The organism is Salmonella sp. NW722, from assembly GCF_051702785.1.
Lineage (GTDB): Bacteria > Pseudomonadota > Gammaproteobacteria > Enterobacterales > Enterobacteriaceae > Salmonella > Salmonella enterica.
Genome location: NZ_JAMMIN010000003.1, coordinates 475,743 through 496,427, shown reverse-complemented (window position 1 = coordinate 496,427; position 20,685 = coordinate 475,743). Strand labels below are relative to the sequence as shown.

14 protein-coding genes and 1 pseudogene are annotated in these 20,685 nt (G+C 50.8%); 7 read left to right on the top strand and 8 right to left on the bottom strand.

Annotated features, from left to right (window positions below; genetic code table 11):
• The first annotated feature begins 15 nt into the window (after positions 1-15).
• From tamA to NA330_RS10015, 3 genes are read left to right on the top strand one after another with little or no spacing between them, the layout of a single operon-like run.
• On the top strand, positions 16-1,749 hold the full coding sequence (tamA, locus tag NA330_RS10025) for an autotransporter assembly complex protein TamA (protein WP_023194692.1): 1,734 nt from the start codon (positions 16-18) through the stop codon (positions 1,747-1,749).
• The gene (tamB, locus tag NA330_RS10020; protein WP_023241860.1) at positions 1,746-5,525 is read left to right on the top strand and encodes an autotransporter assembly complex protein TamB; all 3,780 of its coding nucleotides are present in this window, start codon (positions 1,746-1,748) and stop codon (positions 5,523-5,525) included. The genes tamA and tamB overlap by 4 nt, the downstream gene beginning before the upstream one ends.
• A gap of 2 nt (positions 5,526-5,527) precedes the next feature.
• Positions 5,528-5,872: a gamma-glutamylcyclotransferase family protein gene (locus NA330_RS10015; RefSeq protein WP_001219167.1), complete on the top strand. Its 345-nt coding sequence runs from the start codon at positions 5,528-5,530 to the stop codon at positions 5,870-5,872.
• A 53-nt stretch (positions 5,873-5,925) separates the two neighbouring features.
• Here NA330_RS10015 and NA330_RS10010 read toward each other — a convergent pair whose 3' ends face one another.
• The 4 genes from NA330_RS10010 to fbp form a co-directional block, all read right to left on the bottom strand.
• Positions 5,926-7,134 carry an MFS transporter gene (locus tag NA330_RS10010; protein WP_000203132.1) on the bottom strand — a complete coding sequence of 403 codons (1,209 nt, stop codon included), beginning with the start codon at positions 7,132-7,134 and terminating at the stop codon, positions 5,926-5,928.
• The gene (locus tag NA330_RS10005; protein ID WP_000977207.1) at positions 7,131-8,294 is read right to left on the bottom strand and encodes a metallo-dependent hydrolase; all 1,164 of its coding nucleotides are present in this window, start codon (positions 8,292-8,294) and stop codon (positions 7,131-7,133) included. The genes NA330_RS10010 and NA330_RS10005 overlap by 4 nt, the downstream gene beginning before the upstream one ends.
• 409 nt (positions 8,295-8,703) lie before the next feature.
• Positions 8,704-9,234, bottom strand: coding sequence for an inorganic diphosphatase (gene ppa / locus NA330_RS10000; protein ID WP_000055079.1), 531 nt, complete (start codon positions 9,232-9,234; stop codon positions 8,704-8,706).
• 226 nt (positions 9,235-9,460) lie between these two features.
• Complete coding sequence (gene fbp / locus NA330_RS09995) at positions 9,461-10,459, bottom strand: class 1 fructose-bisphosphatase (protein ID WP_000853764.1); 999 nt, start codon at positions 10,457-10,459, stop codon at positions 9,461-9,463.
• 174 nt (positions 10,460-10,633) lie between these two features.
• Between fbp and mpl the strand changes: the two genes are divergently transcribed.
• On the top strand, positions 10,634-12,013 hold the full coding sequence (gene mpl / locus NA330_RS09990; protein ID WP_001219833.1) for a UDP-N-acetylmuramate:L-alanyl-gamma-D-glutamyl-meso-diaminopimelate ligase: 1,380 nt from the start codon (positions 10,634-10,636) through the stop codon (positions 12,011-12,013).
• 490 nt (positions 12,014-12,503) lie between these two features.
• Complete coding sequence (iolR, locus tag NA330_RS09985; RefSeq protein WP_000033840.1) at positions 12,504-13,337, top strand: myo-inositol utilization transcriptional regulator IolR; 834 nt, start codon at positions 12,504-12,506, stop codon at positions 13,335-13,337.
• Between the two features lie 50 nt (positions 13,338-13,387).
• On the opposite strand, the gene iolT1 is transcribed toward iolR, so the two are convergent.
• Complete coding sequence (gene iolT1, locus NA330_RS09980; protein ID WP_000107709.1) at positions 13,388-14,821, bottom strand: myo-inositol import MFS transporter IolT1; 1,434 nt, start codon at positions 14,819-14,821, stop codon at positions 13,388-13,390.
• 458 nt (positions 14,822-15,279) lie between these two features.
• Here iolT1 and iolT2 point away from each other — a divergent pair, with 458 nt between their 5' ends.
• Positions 15,280-16,716 carry a myo-inositol import MFS transporter IolT2 gene (gene iolT2, locus NA330_RS09975; protein WP_000083109.1) on the top strand — a complete coding sequence of 479 codons (1,437 nt, stop codon included), beginning with the start codon at positions 15,280-15,282 and terminating at the stop codon, positions 16,714-16,716.
• Positions 16,717-17,068: 352 nt separating this feature from the next.
• Here the strand turns inward: iolT2 and iolB are convergent, their stop codons facing one another.
• The 3 genes and pseudogenes from iolB to NA330_RS09960 all read right to left on the bottom strand — a co-directional run bounded on the left by iolB (position 17,069) and on the right by NA330_RS09960 (position 19,726).
• Complete coding sequence (gene iolB, locus NA330_RS09970; protein WP_000002010.1) at positions 17,069-17,878, bottom strand: 5-deoxy-glucuronate isomerase; 810 nt, start codon at positions 17,876-17,878, stop codon at positions 17,069-17,071.
• A 24-nt stretch (positions 17,879-17,902) separates the two neighbouring features.
• Positions 17,903-19,408, bottom strand: a complete 1,506-nt coding sequence (gene iolA / locus NA330_RS09965; RefSeq protein WP_023194695.1) for a malonate-semialdehyde dehydrogenase IolA — start codon at positions 19,406-19,408, stop codon at positions 17,903-17,905.
• A gap of 15 nt (positions 19,409-19,423) precedes the next feature.
• Positions 19,424-19,726, bottom strand: a pseudogene (locus tag NA330_RS09960) (hypothetical protein).
• Positions 19,727-19,848: 122 nt separating this feature from the next.
• Here NA330_RS09960 and reiD point away from each other — a divergent pair.
• Entirely contained in the window at positions 19,849-20,673 is an 825-nt protein-coding gene (reiD, locus tag NA330_RS09955; protein WP_000332219.1) for a myo-inositol utilization transcriptional regulator ReiD, read from the top strand.
• Positions 20,674-20,685 lie beyond the last annotated feature (12 nt).

Genomic DNA, 20,685 nt, shown 5'->3' with positions numbered 1-20,685 from the left:
TATTCAGGAGAAAATGTGCCACATATCCGTCAGTTATGTTGGGTTAGCTTACTGTGCCTGAGCAGTTCTGCGGTAGCCGCAAATGTTCGTCTGAAAGTCGAAGGGCTATCCGGAGAGCTGGAAAAAAACGTTCGCGCACAGCTCTCTACGATTCAGAGCGATGAGGTGACGCCGGATCGGCGCTTTCGCGCCCGAGTTGATGATGCGATTCGCGAAGGGCTTAAAGCGTTAGGCTATTACGAACCCACTATCAAATTCGACTTGCTTCCACCGCCTGCGAAAGGACGGCAGGTATTAATCGCCAGGGTTACGCCCGGCCAGCCGGTGTTGATTGGCGGTACAGAAGTCATTTTACGCGGCGGCGCGCGTACGGACAAAGATTATCTGGCCTTACTGAAAACGCGTCCGGCAATCGGCACGGTGCTGAACCAGGGAGACTATGACAATTTTAAAAAGTCGTTAACCAGCGTGTCGCTACGTAAAGGCTATTTCGACAGCGAATTCGTTAAAAGTCAGTTGGGAATTGCTCTGGGCCGTCATCAGGCGTTTTGGGATATTGATTATGATAGCGGTGAGCGCTATCGCTTCGGACCTGTCACCTTCGAAGGTTCGCAGATTCGTGATGAATATTTACAAAATCTGTTGCCGTTTAAAGAGGGTGATGAGTACGAATCGAAAGATTTGGCGGAACTAAACCGCCGACTTTCCGCTACCGGATGGTTTAATTCTGTCGTGGTGGCGCCGGAATTTGAGAAATCGCGTAAAACAAAAATTCTGCCGTTAAAAGGCGTGGTATCGCCGCGAACCGAAAACACGATTGAAACCGGGGTGGGGTACTCCACCGACGTCGGGCCGCGCGTGAAAGCGTCGTGGAAAAAACCGTGGATGAACTCCTACGGTCATAGCCTGACCACCAGCACCAGTATTTCTGCGCCGGAACAGGTGCTGGATTTTAGTTATAAAATGCCGCTGCTGAAAAACCCGCTGGAGCAATACTATCTGGTACAGGGCGGTTTTAAACGTACCGATTTGAATGATACGGAGCAGGACTCGACCACGCTTGCCGTGTCGCGTTACTGGGACCTTTCCAGCGGTTGGCAGCGGGCGATTAACCTGCGCTGGAGTTTCGACCACTTTACCCAGGGGAACGTCACCAATACCACCATGCTGTTCTACCCGGGCGTGATGATCAGCCGAACCCGCTCGCGAGGGGGGCTGATGCCAACCTGGGGCGATTCGCAGCGCTATTCAGTAGACTATTCGAATACGGCCTGGGGCTCCGACGTGGATTTCTCCGTGCTGCAGGCGCAAAACGTCTGGATTCGGACTTTGTACGATCGCCACCGTTTTGTGATGCGCGGCAATTTAGGCTGGATAGAAACCGGTGATTTCGACAAAGTTCCGCCGGATTTACGTTTCTTCGCCGGGGGCGACCGCAGTATTCGCGGCTATAAATACAAATCTATTTCGCCTAAAGACAGCGACGGCAATCTTAAAGGCGCCTCAAAACTGGCAACCGGATCGTTGGAGTACCAGTATAACGTCACCGGCAAATGGTGGGGGGCGGTGTTTGTCGATAGCGGCGAGGCGGTGAGTGATATTCGCCGCAGCGATTTCAAAACCGGGACCGGGGTCGGCGTGCGCTGGGCGTCGCCGGTTGGGCCTATCAAACTCGATTTTGCCGTACCGGTCGGCGACAAAGACGAACACGGTTTACAGTTTTATATCGGTCTGGGGCCTGAATTATGAGTTTATGGAAGAAAATAAGCCTCGGCGTGTTGATTTTCATTGTGGTGTTACTGGCGAGCGTTGCGTTTCTGGTCGGGACGACGACGGGGCTGCATCTGGTATTCAGTGCGGCGAACCGCTGGGTGCCGGGGCTGGAGATTGGGCAGGTCACCGGCGGCTGGCGGGACTTATCGTTAAAAAATATCCGCTATGAGCAGCCGGGCGTTGCGGTGAATGCGGGCGAAATTCATCTGGCCGTCGGGCTTGATTGCCTGTGGCGCAGTAGCCTGTGCGTCAATGATCTGGCGCTAAAAGACATTAATGTCGCTATCGACAGCAAAAAAATGCCGCCTTCCGAACCGGCGCAAGAAGAGGAAGAAAGCGGACCGCTGAACCTCTCCACCCCCTGGCCCATCACGCTGTCGCGCGTGGCGCTGAATAACATCAATATCAAGATTGATGACACTACCGTTTCGGTGCTGGATTTTACCTCCGGGCTGGCATGGCAGGAGAAAAACCTGACCCTGAAACCGACGCGGCTTCAGGGACTGCTGATTGCGCTGCCGAAGGTCGCTGACGTGGCGCAGGAAGAGGTGGTTGAACCCAAAATCGAGAAACCTCAACCGGATGAAAAGCCGCTTGGCGAAACGCTAAAAGATCTGTTTGCAAAACCGGTAATGCCGGAGATGACCGATGTTCACCTGCCGCTCAATCTGAATATCGAGTCATTTCGCGGCGAGCAGCTACGCATCACTGGCGATACCGATCTGACGGTGCGCACGATGCTGCTTAAAGTCAGCAGTATCGACGGTAATATGAAGCTGGATACTCTGGATATCGAAGCCAACCAGGGCACGGTGAAAGCCTCTGGTACGGCGCAGCTCGCCAATAACTGGCCGGTTGATATTACGCTCAACAGTACGCTGAATATCGATCCGCTAAAGGGTGAAAAGATAAAACTCAAGGTCGGCGGCGCGCTACGCGAACAACTGGAGGTCGGGGTGAACCTTTCCGGGCCGATGGATGTCGCGCTTCGCGCCCAGACGCGGCTGGCGGAGGCCGGTTTACCGCTCAATCTTGAAGTCGTCAGCCAACGCATTGCCTGGCCATTGACGGGTGATACCCAGTTTCAGGCTGACGATCTGAAGCTCAAACTGAGCGGTAAGATGACCGACTATACGTTGTCGATGCGAACCGCCGTGAAAGGACAAGATATTCCGCCGGCGACCATTACGCTGGATGCTAAAGGGAATGAGCGGCAGATTAATCTCGATAAACTCACCGTCGCCGCTCTGGAGGGAAAAACCGAACTGAAAGCGCTGGTGGACTGGCAGCAGGCGATTAGCTGGCGTGGCGAACTGACGCTGAATGGCATCAATACCGCTAAAGAGATCCCGGACTGGCCCGCGAAGCTTAACGGCGTCATGAAAACCAAAGGCAGCCTCTACGGCGGCACCTGGCAGATGGATGTTCCGGAGCTCAAGCTGACCGGCAATGTGAAGCAGAACAGCGTTAACGTCAACGGGACGCTAAAGGGCAACAGCTACATGCAGTGGACGATCCCGGGGCTGCACCTTGCGCTGGGCCCAAACAGCGCCGATATAAAAGGCGAGCTTGGCGTTAAGGAGCTGAATCTTGACGCCGCCATCGATGCGCCAGGGCTGGATAATGCGCTGCCAGGGCTGGGCGGCATGGCAAAAGGAATCGTTAAAGTCCGCGGTACGGTAGAAGCGCCGCAGCTGTTGGCGGATATCACCGCCCGCGGCCTGCGTTGGCAGGAGCTGTCTGTCGCCCAGGCGCGCATTGAGGGCGATATTAAATCCACCGATCAGATAGCGGGCCATCTCAACGTTCGCGTAGAGCGGATTTCGCAGCCCGACGTTAACATCAATCTGGTGACGCTTGACGCCAAAGGCAGCGAGAAGCAGCATCAGCTACAGCTCCGTGTTCAGGGAGAACCGGTATCCGGTCAACTCTCCCTGACAGGCAGTTTTGATCGCGAGGCGGCGCGCTGGAAAGGGACGTTAAGCGACACCCGTTTCCAGACGCCAGTGGGGCCATGGTCGTTGACCCGCGCGATTGCGCTGGACTACCGTAATAAAGAACAGAAAATCAGTATCGGGCCGCATTGTTGGCTGAACCCGAACGCCGAGCTGTGCATCCCGCAAACCATTGATGCGGGCGCCGCAGGACGGGCGGTGGTCAATCTCAACCGCTTTGATCTGGCGATGCTGAAGCCATTTATGCCTGATACCACTCAGGCCAGTGGGATCTTTAGCGGGAAAGCGGACGTGTCGTGGGACACCACCCAGGAGGGATTGCCGCAGGGGAAGGTCACGCTTTCCGGTCGTAATGTGAAGGTCACGCAGACCGTCAATGACGCGCCGTTACCGGTCGCGTTTGAGACGCTGAACCTCAGCGCCGATCTGCACAATAATCGCGCCGAGCTGGGATGGCTGATTCGCCTGACGAACAATGGTCAATTCGATGGCCAGGTGCAGGTAACCGATCCTCAGGGGCGGCGCAATCTCGGCGGTAACGTCAACATGCGCAATCTCAATCTGGCGATGGTCAACCCTGTCTTTTCGCGCGGCGAAAAAGCGGCGGGAATGTTAAACGCCAGGCTACGTCTGGGCGGCGATGTGCAAAGCCCGCAGTTGTTTGGTCAGTTGCAGCTTAGCGCGCTGGATATTGACGGTAATTTTATGCCGTTTGAGATGCAGCCGAGCCAGCTCACCATGAACTTTAGCGGGACGCGTTCGACGCTCGCCGGTATCGTGCGAACACAACAAGGGCAAATTAACCTGAACGGTAACGCCGACTGGAGTCAGATTGACAACTGGCGCGCGCGGGTGACGGCGAAAGGCAGCCGGGTGCGGATTACCGTTCCGCCGATGGTGCGCCTGGATGTCTCGCCGGATGTGGTCTTTGACGCGACGCCTTCGCTGTTCACGTTGGATGGGCGTGTGGACGTTCCGTGGGCGCGAATTGTGGTGCACGACCTGCCGGAGAGCGCGGTCGGCGTCTCCAGCGATGTGGTTATGCTCAACAATGACTTGCAACCAGAAATGCCGCAGACAGCGTCTATTCCCATCAACAGTAATCTGACGGTCCACGTCGGCAACAACGTGCGCATCGACGCCTTCGGGCTTAAAGCGCGTTTGACCGGCGATTTGAAAGTCGCGCAGGATAAGCAGGGGCTGGGGCTGAATGGTCAAATCAATATTCCTGACGGCCGATTCCGCGCCTACGGCCAGGACCTGCTTGTCCGTAAAGGCGAGCTGCTGTTCTCCGGCCCGCCGGATCAGCCGCTGCTCAATATCGAAGCGATCCGTAACCCTGACGCCACCGAAGACGATGTCATTGCGGGCGTGCGTGTCACAGGCACTGCTGATGAACCCAAAGCGGAAATCTTCTCCGATCCGGCGATGCCGCAGGCTGAAGCGCTTTCTTATCTGCTGCGTGGGCAGGGGTTGGACAGCAATCAGAGTGATAGCGCAGCAATGACTTCCATGCTTATTGGCCTGGGGGTTGCGCAAAGTGGTCAGGTTGTGGGTAAAATCGGAGAGACATTCGGTGTAAGTAATCTGGCGCTGGACACGCAAGGGGTGGGCGATTCGTCCCAGGTTGTGGTCAGCGGCTATGTACTGCCGGGTCTACAGGTGAAGTATGGTGTAGGGATATTTGACTCTCTGGCGACGCTCACGTTACGTTATCGCCTGATGCCTAAGCTATATCTGGAAGCAGTGTCTGGCGTAGATCAGGCACTTGATTTGCTCTATCAGTTTGAGTTTTAGCAATGCGAATATTTGTCTATGGCAGTTTACGACAGAAACAAGGCAACAGTCACTGGATGACCAATGCCCAATTGCTTGGCGATTACCGTATCGATAACTACCAGTTGTATAGTCTGGGCCACTATCCAGGCGCAGTTCCGGGAAACGGAGCGGTATACGGTGAAGTTTATCGAATTGATAACGCCACGCTGGCCGAACTTGATGCTTTGCGCACCAGGGGCGGTGAATACGCACGCCAGTTAATCCAGACGCCTTACGGCAGCGCATGGATGTATGTATATCAACGTCCTGTTGATGGGTTAACTCTGATTGAAAGCGGTGACTGGTTAGACAGAAACCAGCCCTGAACTGAACACGCCACCCTCGGGTGGCGTTGTTTTTTACATTCTGGCTGATGGCGCTAGCGCCGGGCACGATGAGCTCTTATTCTGCCGTAGATCAATAATGACGCGCCGCCCAGGATAACAATGCATCCGAGAACCATAAATCCCTGCATATAGCTGCCGGTTGTCCGGTAAAAATAGCCGACCATAAGGCCTGCCAGCGTACCGCCGCCGCCGGCGCCGATGCCATTAATAATACCGGAGGCTGGGCCAATCGCATGGGGTTTAACGTTCGACTGGATAATCGACCAGATATTGGGGGTAAAGCTGGCGGCATAATAACCCATCGCCAGGGTAATGAGCGTGATTTTAAAGCCCGGCGCATCGACAAATGGCAGGAGAAATAACATCACACCGGGGATTAGTAGGCCCAGTGAAGCAATAAGTACACGCTTTTGTGTCTTATCACTGATCCATGAGATAGGGATTGCCAGTATAACCGCAGTCAGATAAGGCAGAGAACTGACCAATGCTTTACTGAATCCGGTATAGCCGAGAGAATTGACAACCATGGGGATCCATAACGTAATTCCCCAGAACAACATCCCTTGAGTGATGTAGGTAAAAATAAGGAGTAGGAAGGGGGTTCCGCCCAGCGATTCCAGGGTAAGTTTAGTTTTCTCTGTTGGCGCCGGCGCACGATAATAAGGCGCTTCTTCCTGTTTTTTTAGCATTGTTATATAAAGTGGAACCACAACAACAATGCCGATCACACCAGTGATAATAAAAACATTTCGCCAACCGAAGGCAGCATCCAGCGGAGACAAAATCATAAATCCCAGGCCTAATGCCAGGAACTGTCCATAATACTGGATAATGCTGTTCGCCTGCGTCCGTTCTTTGTCTGAAAACCAGTCGCTGGCGAAGCGGGACTGCTGCGGCCAATAAATGCCTTCGGTAATGCCAAGCACTAGCCGACAAATCAAAATAACATACACTGACGAGGTAAATCCGACAAAAACGGTCGCAATCGACCAGATTAGCACCATCAGAATGACTATTTTTTTCGGATCGTATCGCTGGGTAAATACGCCGCCAAAAATATTTGAAAAGGCATAGCCAATAAGAAATATGGTTAATACAATGCTGGCCGTTGCGCCATCAATATTCAGGTCGTGTGTAATCGTAGGTAACGTAACGGAAAGATTAGAACGGTCAAGATAAGCAACAAAAAGGCCGAACATTAATGTCGCGCCGATCCGTAGCCATTTTTGCATTGAGGTCATTTTTCAACTCCGTTTGGCCGCGCGCCAAAATCAATTTGACGAAATAATATCTCACCGGATTTTATGGTCATTTGTGGTACCAGCACATGCGTCCCCGTGAGCGTTTCACCATGAATATCGGCAAATTCAACATGCCTGTTTTTTAATTTAAAGATGGCGATATCGGCAAATGCCCCAGGGGCCAGCGTACCAATTTCTGCTGCCATGCCCAATAAAACTGCTGGGGTATGGGTACAGGCGTTAATGACATCGGTAAGCGCGACGCCGAGTGCTAAGTATTTCGATAAAATCCATGGTAAGGCGTAAACAGGCCAGGCGAGTTTAGTGATGGTTGAGAGATCGCTACTGATGATATCCGGAAGAAAGCCATTGGCGATGGCCCGGCGTGCCGTGTTCATTGAAAAATGGCTGCGACCATTGGCGGCATCAAATATAACGCCTCTTTCCCTTGCCTGACGGACTTCGGCTAAGACAGCGCCTTCATCAGTAAGAATGGTGCTACCTTTGCCGTGAAACGCATGAGCGATAATATCGCCGCGGCGTAGCAAGGAGACAAGTTCTTTCATGGGAACGACGGGATGAGTCGAGTGTATTGCCACGGGGCACCTTAAATCGTTGGCAATACGAAGGGATTCAGTCAGCGGTTTTAAGCCATATTCAGCAATGTCCTCAGTCTGAACCTTGAGTTTTAATCCCTGAAGAACGTTGCGATACTGACGAAACAGCGCGTGGATCTTATTTTCATCAATATTGTCAGGATCATAATTTTCTTGTGACCAGGTTTGGCCCGGCGGCGACACGGTCAGAAACGCTTTGATTCGAACTTTGCTGGCGCAAATCACCGTTCGGTAGAAGGCATCAAAGTTTGCCGTACCGGCAGAACCTGCATCCACGACGGTGGTGACGCCATTCGGCGGCATGTACATATCAGGCCTGACGCCGCCTTCCGTCGCGTCATAAAAAACATGCGCGTGATAATCGATAAGACCGGGAGTGACGATCATACCGTCGGCATGGATAATCCGGGTCTCCGAAGTTACAGGATATTTATCGGCATCAACGATAATATCGTTAATGATGCGTAAATTGTTAATCTCATTAATATTACGAGCGGGATCGATGATATGTCCACCGGTAATTAATATATCATTTTTCATCATAATCTCTTAAAATAGTAAATAATTATGGCAGCCCTTAAAAATATATTAAAAAGTGTGTTTTGAGCGGATGTTATGTTGGATTAAAAATACGGTTATTGGTAGGGAGAGCTTAGGATACCTTATTAAAAAGGTAATCGGGCTTATGCACTAAATAAGAATTTAGCGCTTGCTAATATTTAGGGCGTAAGTCCAGAGGAGTCTGCGGGCATTCACAAAACAATTATTATCTTAAGCTTTTTAGAGAAAATGTGAGCGTATTCAACCCTTTTTAATAAAAAATAAGGTAAAGTCTTATTCATTCCGTGAATGTTAAACTAATAATGATAAAAATTGTGTTCTATTCATTAGCCAATAAAAAGGCCCTCATTACTATGAGAGCCTTTATCTTGACGCTTATGTAAAAGCGAACTTATTTCTTCGCTGCGCGCTCGAAGGAGGCAACGATTTCCGCTTTAGCCGCTTCGGCGTTGTCCCAACCGTCAACTTTCACCCATTTGCCTTTTTCGAGATCTTTATAATGCTCGAAGAAATGAGTGATCTGCGCTTTCAGCAGTTCCGGCAGATCGTTCACATCTTTAATGTGATCGTACTCTTTGCTCAGTTTGGTGTGCGGTACGGCAACCAGTTTCGCATCTTCACCGGATTCGTCGGTCATTTTCAGTACGCCAACCGGACGGCAACGGATGACGGCGCCTGGCTGCAGCGGGTACGGCGTCGGGACCAGAACGTCTACCGGGTCGCCGTCCAGAGACAGGGTATGGTTGATGTAACCGTAGTTGCACGGATAGAACATCGCGGTGGACATGAAGCGGTCAACGAACAGCGCGCCGCTCTCTTTGTCAACTTCGTATTTGATCGGATCTGCGTTAGCCGGGATCTCGATAACGACGTAGATATCTTCCGGCAGTTCTTTACCCGCCGGGACGTTGAGTAAGCTCATGTCTGTTTCCTTTGAATTTATGACAAACAAGTGGCGAGTATTATAGCCAACTCACGCCGAAAGTCTTCGCTTGTTTTCGTTTCCGCCTCATCTGGCGCGTCGTTGCGGAGCATAAACGACAAAGGTTAAGAACCGAAAAAATCACGGGCCTGATAAGGCAACGCCGCCATCGGACATGTTATTGCCCAATGGCGGCTTCATGCGTTATTCCGCATGGTGGTAAAGATTACGCGTCCGGGTATTCGCGGATAAAGCGTTCCACATCGTCAACCATATGGCGGTTGCCGACGAAGAACGAGCGGCGCTGGTGAAGGCTTTCCGGAATGATATCCAGAATACGTTCTTTACCATCGCTTGCTTTGCCGCCGGCCTGTTCCGCGAGGAACGCCATCGGGTTGCACTCATACAGCAGACGCAGTTTCCCCTGCGGATGGCTGGCGGTGCTGGGGTAGAGATAGATGCCGCCTTTCAGCAGGTTGCGGTGGAAATCGGCCACCAGAGAGCCAATGTAACGTGAGGTATAAGGGCGACTTGTTGAACTATCCTCTTCCTGGCAGAATTTGATGTACTTCTTCACGCCATTCGGGAATTTAATGTAGTTGCCTTCGTTAATGGAGTAGGTTTTACCCTTTTCCGGGAAACGCATACGTTCCTGGCACAGACAGAACACGCCCAACGACGGATCGTAGGTGAAAGCGTGTACGCCGCAGCCGGTGGTGTAAACCAGCATGGTGGACGAGCCATACACGACATATCCCGCAGCGACCTGTTTGTTGCCGGGTTGCAGGAAATCTTCTTCGGTGACCGGCGTGCCGACGGGCGTCACGCGGCGATAAATCGAGAAAATCGTACCGACAGAGACGTTAACGTCGATGTTAGAAGAGCCATCCAGAGGGTCCATCAGCACCACATATTTCGCGTGTTCGCAGCCTTCAAAGACGACAATTTCGTCCTCTTCTTCCGATGCGATGCCCGCTACAATATCGCGCGCTTTTAGTGCAGCTTTCAGTTTCTCGTTCGCGAACAGATCGAGTTTCTGCTGAACCTCGCCCTGTACGTTCTCAGCACCGCTGGCACCCAGGATATCGACCAGACCGGCCTTGTTGATATCGCGGTGGATGATCTTGGCGCCCAATTTTATTGCCGACAGCAAAGCAGTGAGCTCACCGGTAGCCTGAGAGAACTCGTGCTGCTTTTCGACAATAAATTCACCTAACGTTTTCATAACACTTTCCCTGCAATTGATTGGAGTAAAGCGACCGTAACAATCTTAACAAACATTTCAGATGATGCGCTCAGGTGAATCGCGCCAGCAAAGTACAGATTTACCTGAAATGCGTTTCTCACTTGCCAGACATGTGCGTAAAATGGCTCGCAGATAAAAAAAGGATAGTGACGTATGCGCATTCATATTTTGGGAATTTGTGGCACTTTCATGGGGGGGCTGGCGATGCTGGCTCGCTCGCTTGGTCATGAAGTAACGGGTTCGGACGCCAATGTGTATCCGCCGATGAGTACCTTACTTGAGAAGCAAGGCATTGATCTGATCCAGGGTTATGACGCCAGCCAGCTCGATCCGCAGCCGGATCTGGTGATTATCGGCAATGCGATGACGCGCGGGAATCCGTGCGTGGAAGCGGTGCTGGAAAAAAACATTCCCTTTATGTCTGGTCCACAGTGGCTGCACGACTTTGTGTTGCGCGATCGCTGGGTACTGGCGGTCGCCGGTACCCACGGCAAAACCACGACCGCAGGCATGGCGACCTGGATACTGGAAGCGTGCGGGTACAAACCGGGCTTTGTGATTGGCGGCGTACCGGGCAACTTTGAGGTTTCCGCGCGCCTGGGCGAGAGCCCGTTCTTTGTTATCGAAGCGGATGAGTACGACTGCGCGTTCTTTGATAAACGTTCTAAATTTGTGCATTACTGCCCGCGGACGCTGATCCTCAACAACCTTGAGTTTGATCATGCTGACATCTTCGACGATCTGAAAGCGATCCAGAAGCAGTTCCACCATCTGGTGCGCATCGTGCCGGGGCAGGGGCGCATCATCTGGCCGGAAAACGACATCAACCTGAAACAGACCATGGCGCTGGGCTGCTGGAGCGAGCAGGAGCTGGTGGGCGAGCAGGGACACTGGCAGGCGAAGAAGCTGACTACGGATGCTTCCGAGTGGGAAGTGTGGCTGGACGGCGAAAAAGTCGGCGATGTGAAATGGGGTCTGGTCGGCGAACATAACATGCACAACGGTCTGATGGCGATTGCCGCCGCGCGCCACGTGGGCGTCGCGCCCGCTGAAGCGGCCAGTGCGCTGGGGTCATTTATTAACGCCCGCCGCCGTCTGGAGCTACGCGGCGAAGCGAACGGCGTGACGGTGTATGACGATTTTGCTCACCACCCGACGGCAATTCTGGCCACGCTGGCGGCGCTGCGCGGTAAAGTGGGCGGCACCGCGCGCATTATCGCAGTGCTGGAGCCGCGTTCTAACACGATGAAGATGGGGTTATGCAAGGATGACCTGGCACCGTCGTTAGGGCGTGCGGATGAAGTGTTCCTGCTGCAGCCGCCGCATATTCCGTGGCAAGTGGCGGAAGTCGCTGAAGCCTGCGTACAGCCTGCTCACTGGAGTGGCGATGTCGATACGCTGGCGGAAATGGTGGTGAAAACCGCACAGCCTGGCGATCACATCCTGGTGATGAGCAACGGCGGTTTCGGCGGCATCCATCAGAAATTGCTGGATGGGCTGGCGAAAAAAGCTCAGAACGTAACAGCGTATTAAATGACTATGCGGTCAGCCAGCCTTGTGGCTGGCTGTTTTATATGGGGCATCTTGCCATCGAAAGCGCATTCCGCTCGCCGGGAGACGTTAAAGCAATACTGAAAAATCATTTGCCGCTCAGTATTGAAAAAGAGTAGACGCATATCCTTAAAGTAATCAGTGTAATACACTAAGAGTGTTCCGCCGGTTGCCGTATGCGGGACGAAAAGAGCCAGTTCGCAATAAAAGATGAAGGTTTCGTGATTTATAAACGTCATCTTCTGCCTTTCAACGTTTGCGATGCCGCCTGGCTGCGGGCATCGTCCAGTCATAACAATGCTGATCCTGTCGCATTTATGCGGTCAGATTCAGATTGCTCAGAACCCAGCCCGCCAGCAAATTCTGTACTGAAGGTAACCACAGCGCAATTTGAATGTTGTTAACTGTATGTTCAGTTCATTTGTGCTAATATGGTTATTTACGAAATTTTCGTTCTATTAGAGTATCATGCATGTCTAAACATCAAACTCAACTTTCCTTACTGCAGGATGATATCCGCAGTCGCTATGACAGCCTTAGCAAACGTCTTAAACAAGTTGCTCAGTATATTCTGGATAACAGTAATAGCGTTGCTTTTGACACGGTAGCTTCCATCGCGCAACATGCCGATGTTCCCCCTTCGACACTGATTCGTTTTGCTAATGCGTTTGGTTTTAGCGGATTTAATGAAATGAAACAGGTATTTCGCCAGCACCTGATGGAGGAAACTGTAAGCTATACCGAGCGGGCGCGTCTGTTCAGACAGAAAAATGCGGATGAAGGGGAACCTACCCCGGAAAAGCCGGGTGAAATTCTGAAGCTATTTTCAATGGTGAATGCACAGGTATTACAACAATTACCGGTGCAGATTAAAAATGAGCAGTTGGATGCGGCGGTAAATCTGTTAGCGAAAGCCGACAATATTTATGTGATTGGATTACGTCGTTCGTTTAGCGTGGCCAGTTATTTAACCTACGCATTGCGTCATCTGGAGAGACGGGCATTTTTAATTGACGGTATTGGCGGAATGTTCTCTGAACAGCTAAGTATGGTCAGCCCCGACGATGTCGTTATTGCCATCAGCTACTCGCCTTACGCGCAGGAAGTGGTGGAATTAGTCGAGCTTGGCGCGAAACGCGGTGCGCACCATATTGCGATAACCGATAGCCAGGTCAGCCCGCTGGCAGCGTTCAGTGAAGTCTGTTTTGTGGTACGTGAAGCGCAGGTCGATGGTTTCCGTTCTCAGGTCGCGTCCATGTGTCTGGCGCAAACGTTAGCGGTTTCACTGGCGCTGGCGACGGAGTAAAAAAACAAGCCGATGATCGTATTTAGCGATCATCGGCATTGTGGTGAAACTTAATCAGAATAACGTTCGGTTTGAATTGGCTGCAGTTTTTTTCTGCGTTTTGCTAACACTACGCTCTCCATTTTCTCCAGCGAAATGCCTTTTGTTTCCGGCAGGTAACGGCAGATAAAGAAGTAACTGAAGATGCAGCAGATGGCAAATATCCACATTGGAAATGCGCCGTGGAAATGCGAAAGTAAATACGGGTTTTCATTAATCATCGGGAAGAATTGCGAAACTAAAAAGTTTGCCATCCACATAAATCCGACCGAAATACTCATTCCCTGCGACCTCATCCGGTTAGGGAATATTTCAGAAATAAGCACCCATGCGCCCACGCCCCAGGAAAGCGCGTAGAAAATCATAAAGAACAGCATACCGAATAGCGCGAAATAACCGGTTGCCTGGCTGTACAGCGCCCATGAAGTGAGCAACAAGCCGATGATGCTGCCAATAGTGCCTTTACGCATCAGCGACAAACGCCCCATCTTATCCATAATCATTGCGCCAATAATGGAACCGATAAGCTGAATCACGCCGATCCAGATTGTCTGGAACAGGGCCTCCTGGGCGCTACCGGTCACATCCTTAAGGACGATTGGCGCGTAATACATCATGACGTTAACCCCTGTTACCTGTTGCAGCATAGCGATCATGCAGCCCAGAATCAGGATGAAACGCACGTTCCCGTCGCGGTAATTGAGTTTTTGATGGGCGTTTAGTTGGTCATTTTGCAGTGAGGTTTTTATATCGGCAAGAAGATGTCTGGCATGTTCTTCGTTGGATATTTTGGTCAGTATTTTTAGCGTCTCCTCCTCGCGACCAATCATCATCATCCAGCGGGGAGATTCCGGGATTAAAAAGACTAAAATACAGAACAAAATGCAGGGAATAATACCCGCAGCAAACATATAGCGCCAGCCAAGTTCAATGAGCCAGGTATCCGCTGCAATCGATGCTATTTTGTAGTTAACGTAGAAGATCAGAATCTGACCGAAAACGATAGCGAACTGCTGCATACTTAATGCTCTGCCGCGCATGTTTTTCGGTGAGACTTCAGACATATACATCGGTGATACTGTTGCCGCCAGGCCGACTGCCAGTCCACCGATAATGCGATAAATCACAAAATGGGTGAACGTGTAGGAGAGGGAGGTGCCCACTGCGGAAATAGTGAATAACAGCGCTGAAACCATCAATGATTTCTTGCGTCCAAAACGTTTGGATAAATATCCGGCGCTAAACGAACCAATAACGCACCCCACCACAACGCAGGAAACCGCCCAGCCGGTCTCAGCAGGAGATAGATGAAAGTAGCTGGTCAGTGAACCAATCGCACCTGAAATAACAGCAGTATCGTAGCCAAATAATATTCCGCCCAGTGCGGCAATCGCGCAGATGCGTAATATGTAACCCGTATTATAACAACTATCTGATGTGGACATAGGTAGATTATCTCCAGAATAAACTTCATCTATCTGTTTGAATTTAGTGAACAAATAGACAAATTCATCTTATGTCGGTCATTGCCGTAGCTCTGCCGACGATCTTATAGCTATTGAGAACTCTCGTTTCACAACCTATGTTTTAATTTCAAAATGATCAATAATGAAACTTATGTTTTGTTATGGGTATCACATTTCGAATTTCATAATCCTGGCGTTTTTTATCGTTAAGATGCTGCGTTTTGCGCAGTGCTCTCCTGTATCTTGATGAATTTACTTAATTTTATTGCTTTCGTGACAGTGCCTGAACTCAATTTGTCAGGGGCCGTACTTTTTGTTCTTTCCTGGAACATCTCCATTTCGTGATCTTTTGCATGGAATTTTTCTTCTAATGAATGCAAAAATAAAATGAAAAATTTCATTGGTGTGTTGTTTCCTCAACAGGCAAGGGAGGGATTATGTCTCAGAGAAGTAAGTACAATTCGGCCTATGTGTACGTCCTGTGTTGTATTGCGGCGCTGGCTGGATTGATGTTTGGTTATTCAACGGCGGTGATTACCGGGGTGGTATTGCCTTTACAGCAGTATTACCAACTGACGCCAACCGAGACCGGATGGGCCGTTTCCAGTATCGTGATTGGTTGTATCATCGGCGCGCTGGTCGGTGGAAAAATTGCCGATAAACTGGGGCGTAAACCTGCGCTTCTGATCATTGCGATCATTTTTATCGCTTCTTCCTTAGGGGCGGCGATGAGTGAATCGTTCATGATCTTCTCCCTTTCCCGCATTGTGTGTGGTTTTGCGGTTGGGATGGCCGGAACGGCATCCACCATGTATATGTCTGAACTGGCGCCTGCTGAAATTCGCGGCAAAGCGCTGGGTATTTACAATATCTCCGTGGTATCTGGCCAGGTTATCGTGTTTATAGTCAACTATCTGATAGCAAAAGGAATGCCTGCTGATGTGCTGGTTTCCCAGGGCTGGAAGACTATGCTTTTTGCCCAAGTGGTACCCTCCATTGCGATGTTAGCGATTACGCTTTTCCTACCCGAATCACCGGCATGGTGCGCCCGTAACAACCGCAGCGAAGCCCGTTCGATAAAGGTGCTTACCCGGATCTACAGTGGATTAACGGCCACAGATGTGGCCGCTATTTTTGACAGCATGAAAGAAACCGTACGTCCACAGGACAACGTCGCCGGGGGAGAACGCACCAACCTGAAAAGCTCGCCGGTGCTCCGCTATATTCTGTTGGTTGGATGCTGTATCGCCGTTTTGCAACAGTTCACAGGCGTTAACGTAATGAACTATTATGCGCCGCTGGTGTTGCAGAACAGCAGTACCGAAGTGGTTATGTTCCAGACCATTTTTATCGCGGTATGTAATGTGGTGGGCAGTTTTATCGGCATGATCCTGTTCGACCGCTATGGCCGTATACCGATTATGAAAATTGGTACCATCGGCTCAATTGTCGGCCTGTTGATCGCGTCATACGGTTTGTACACCCATGATACAGGTTACATTACCATCTTTGGCATCCTGTTTTTTATGCTGCTGTTTGCCGTCAGCTGGAGCGTTGGCGCATGGGTACTGATTTCTGAGGTTTTCCCTGAAAAGATAAAAGGTTTTGGGATGGGGCTGGCGGTGAGTCTGATGTGGATAGCCAACTTCCTCATCTCACTGTTGTTCCCGGTCATAAATGATAACACCTGGCTGCAGGAGACCTTCGGCGGCGCTTTCTCGATGTGGATTTTTGTCGTCTTTAATTTGGTCTGCTATGTCTTTATTTCTCGTTATGTGCCGGAAACAAAAGGGGTGCCGCTAACAGAAATTGAACGGCTGGCCGAGAACAAGCTGCGTGAAATTCAGGGGAAACGTCGCGATGTAATAGCCTGATACCTCTCCAATATTAGCGGAGAATATCCAGAGATATTCTCCGCTGGTTACACAACCTTTACTCCCTCCAGCGAGTGCGCACAGGATATACCCTGTTGAAACCTCCCCAGTGTTTACCACCTCTACGTAACTACTTGATCCATAATAATATCGGCAAATAGGGTTAGTCTTCTTCTGCATCATTATTTTATTGCGTATTCCTGGTGGGGGCCGTGCCGTAAATACGCTATATACAAAACAGGGAAACAATTTAAGAGAAGGCGGATAGCGATCTTATGAGCGTGTGTGGCGCAGAGTTGAATAAAAAAGCCAGCCGCAGAGGACGGCTGGCAAAGTACCACTCAACGAAGTGTTATCGCGGGTAGTCTGGTGAGTTAATCCACGCGTGGTTCTCTTCCCAGGTGAATCGCCATTTTCGTAGCGGGCCGGCCATCACGTTCAGATAGTAGTTATCGTAACCCGCGATGGTGGCAACCGGGTGGTAGCCCTTAGGTACTTTCACTACATCCCGGTTATAGACCGCCATACATTCATCCAGGCTGCGATCGTCGGTGTAGACGCGCTGTAAGCAGAATCCCTGAGGTGGATTGAAACGGTGATAGTACGTCTCTTCCAGATAGGTCTCCTGGCCTTCAACTGCCGTATCGTGCTTGTGCGCGGGCCAGGAGCTGGTATCGCCTTCATTAGTGTACACTTCAACGACTAGCAGGCTGTCGGCGAGCTGGCTATCAGGAAGGATGTTATGCACCAGGCGCTGATTGCGCCCTTTTCCCCGATGCTCTACCCCGACCTCTTGTGGCGAGATCAGACGTACCGGAAGCTCTCCGAATCCCGGCGCGCTGCATACGGCCAGCTCAAGGTCGGTTTCGGCTGTCACTTTCGCCTCCGTATGATGGGGGAGGTAAACCGAATAAGCCGGAATGCGTTCAAACGGACTCATGCGCTGACCAATCCGATAGAAAAAACTGTCGGCGGCCTTAACGCTGGCCAGCCCGGCAACCAGCACCAGACAGCGTTCACGCTCATCGGACGGCAGGGTTATCGACTCTCCAGCCTTTAACTGCCAGACATCAAAACCGACATACTCCCAGCCTGCATTTTGAGGGGAAATGTGTTGGATATTTCCCGACTCAGAGGTACAGGTACTCAGCAAGTTGGCCATAATCTTCTCCTTCCTGAAAGCGTATTAACCGAGAGTCGGCATACTGAACTCCGATACGATCTGCTGTCCGTTCGGCCAACGCGAGGTAACGGTTTTCATCCGGGTATAGAAGCGCACGCCATCCGGCCCATGGACGTTCAGGGCGCCAAACACCGAGCGCTTCCAGCCGCCAAAAGAGTGAAATGCCATCGGAACCGGAACTGGAATATTAATACCGACCATCCCAGCTTCAACCGACTGGGCGAATTCGCGCGCATAGTGACCGTTGGTGGTGAAAATCACGCTGCCGTTGCCGAATTCATGGGAGTTTACCGTGCTAATGGCGGTGGCATAATCCGGGACGCGCACAATTCCGAGAACCGGGCCAAAAATTTCTTCACGCCAGATGGTCATCTCAGGCGTGACGTTATCAAACAGAGTGCCGCCGACATAAAAGCCTTCAGGATATCCCGCCACGCTATAGTTGCGGCCATCCATGACCAGAGTTGCTCCCTCGCTAACTCCTTTGTCGATGTAACCCAACACTTTCTGTTGATGAGCACGTGAAACAACCGGGCCCATTTCATTTTCATCTTTGCCGCGCAGCTCTCCCGGGCCGATACGTAGCGCCGCAATCAGCGGTTTCAGGCGTTCGATCAGACGGTCCGCCGTTTCATCGCCCACCGCGACCACTACCGGCAGCGCCATACAGCGTTCGCCCGCGGAACCAAATGCTCCGCCCATAATGGCGTTGACGGTGGCGTCCAGGTCTGCATCCGGCATGACGATTGCGTGATTTTTGGCGGCCCCGAAGGCCTGTACGCGTTTGCCATGGGCGCTGGCGGTGGTATAGATATGTTCCGCGACGGCGGAGGAACCGACAAAGCTGACGGCCTGTACGCGAGGGTCGCTGGTCAACAGGCTAGCCGCCTCATTGCCACAGTGAACAACGTTAAACACGCCGTCCGGCAGGCCAGCCTCCTGGAGAAGCTGCGCCATACGTAACGATGCGGACGGCACCAGTGCGGGCGGCTTCAGGACGAAGGTATTGCCGCAAGCCAGAGCAACCGGGAACATCCACATAGGCACCATTGCCGGGAAGTTAAACGGTGTGATGCCTGCCACAACCCCAAGCGGCTGCATTAATGAAAAGCTGTCAACGCCTGAGCCGACATTAAAGGAGTACTCTCCTTTGCTGAGGTGCGGGATCCCGCAGGCAAATTCGACAACCTCTATGCCGCGCGTCAGCTCGCCAAGCGCATCTGACCAGACCTTGCCATGCTCGCTGACGATCAGCGCCGCCAGTTCGTCCCGATGCTTTTCCAGTAATACTTTGAATTCAAAAAGGATACGTGCCCGGCGTAGCGGAGTCATTTTACTCCATGCCGGAAAAGCCTCATGTGCGCTTTGAATTGCCGCCAGCATCTCCTCTCGGGTGCTCTGGGTGACCTGACGAATTACTTTACCGGTGGCCGGATTAGTCACCGGTAGCGCCTCGCCGCTGCTGCTCAGTGTCGTTTTACCATGAATAAAATTGCCGACTGTTTCCATCTCTTTTTTATCCTCTTAAACCGATGTTGACGACGTTCTGACTGAGCGGTCACAGGAAAGCCTGGTTATCTTCAGCCTAAAACGCATACCGTATTCAATGTAAATTTTAGGATTAAAAATTTCAAATTTATTTTTATGAAATTTTATTTTGAAAATTTGACGACTGATTTTTATACGAGGTTATGTGCAGCAAGAAACCAAAATTCTAATTAACTTATTGATTTTTATTGTTTTTATTTGGTGTTATATCAATGGTTGTCTGTTGTGATGAGGAAAGATTTGGAAAAAATTATGATCTATATAGCATTTTTGTTTCATTTGGTGTGGTATAAAAATTCAAATTTCAGGGGTGTTTCGGCACCACAGTTTCGGATATTGGAGGGTAAATCATGCGCTTGTGCTTCTGTCCTTCAGAACGAGAGAATAAGGCTCAGCCCCAGTTGGCGTATGTGAGTCAGGTCAGTGAGAGCAATGGTCCGTTTGTCCGGTTCATGCATATGCACCCACAGACCGTTGAACTGATTCTTATCACCGAAGGAGACGGGGAGTATTTCATTGGCGATCGCATCTACCCGGTTCGTAAAGGCGACCTGGTCATTTATAACAGCCAGGTGGTGCATGATGAGTATCTGGAAAGCGGGCGACCAATTGGCACTATTTGTTGTGGGATTAACAATATTTCGTGTCCGGGTCTACGTGAGAATGCGCTAATACCGGATGATATTGTGCCGGTTATTCCACTGTATCACCATTATGCGACGGTGGAAAAACTGATGAGCTCCGTGTTTACCGTTATTAATCAGCATGCGGTAGAAGGGCCAGCAATGGCGCAGCTATTGACCCAGGTAGTACTCAAATACATTGAGGGAAATGTCTTATTACGCACAGGTAACGATGCCATACAGCGCCATGAAAATTTACTTGATTCAATAAAATCCTATATTGATCGCAATTTCTATGAGCCAATTCGGCTGGATACACTGGCGACGAAATTTAATGTCAGTCCTTATTATGTTTCCCATGAATTTAAACGCCGCTATGGTTATTCACCGATGGATTACCTGATAAAACGTAGGCTGGGGGAGGCGCAATCGTTACTAACCACGGATGAAGGCGGGCGCGAAAAGATCACCTCTATTGCCTATCGTGTTGGCTTTAGCAACCTTAGTCATTTTCAGAATTACTTCAAAAATAAAGTGGGGAAAACGCCCGGTCAATATCGCAAGGACTATCGTAAAGCTAATTATTTATTATTTGAATATTAATTCTTGCTAAAA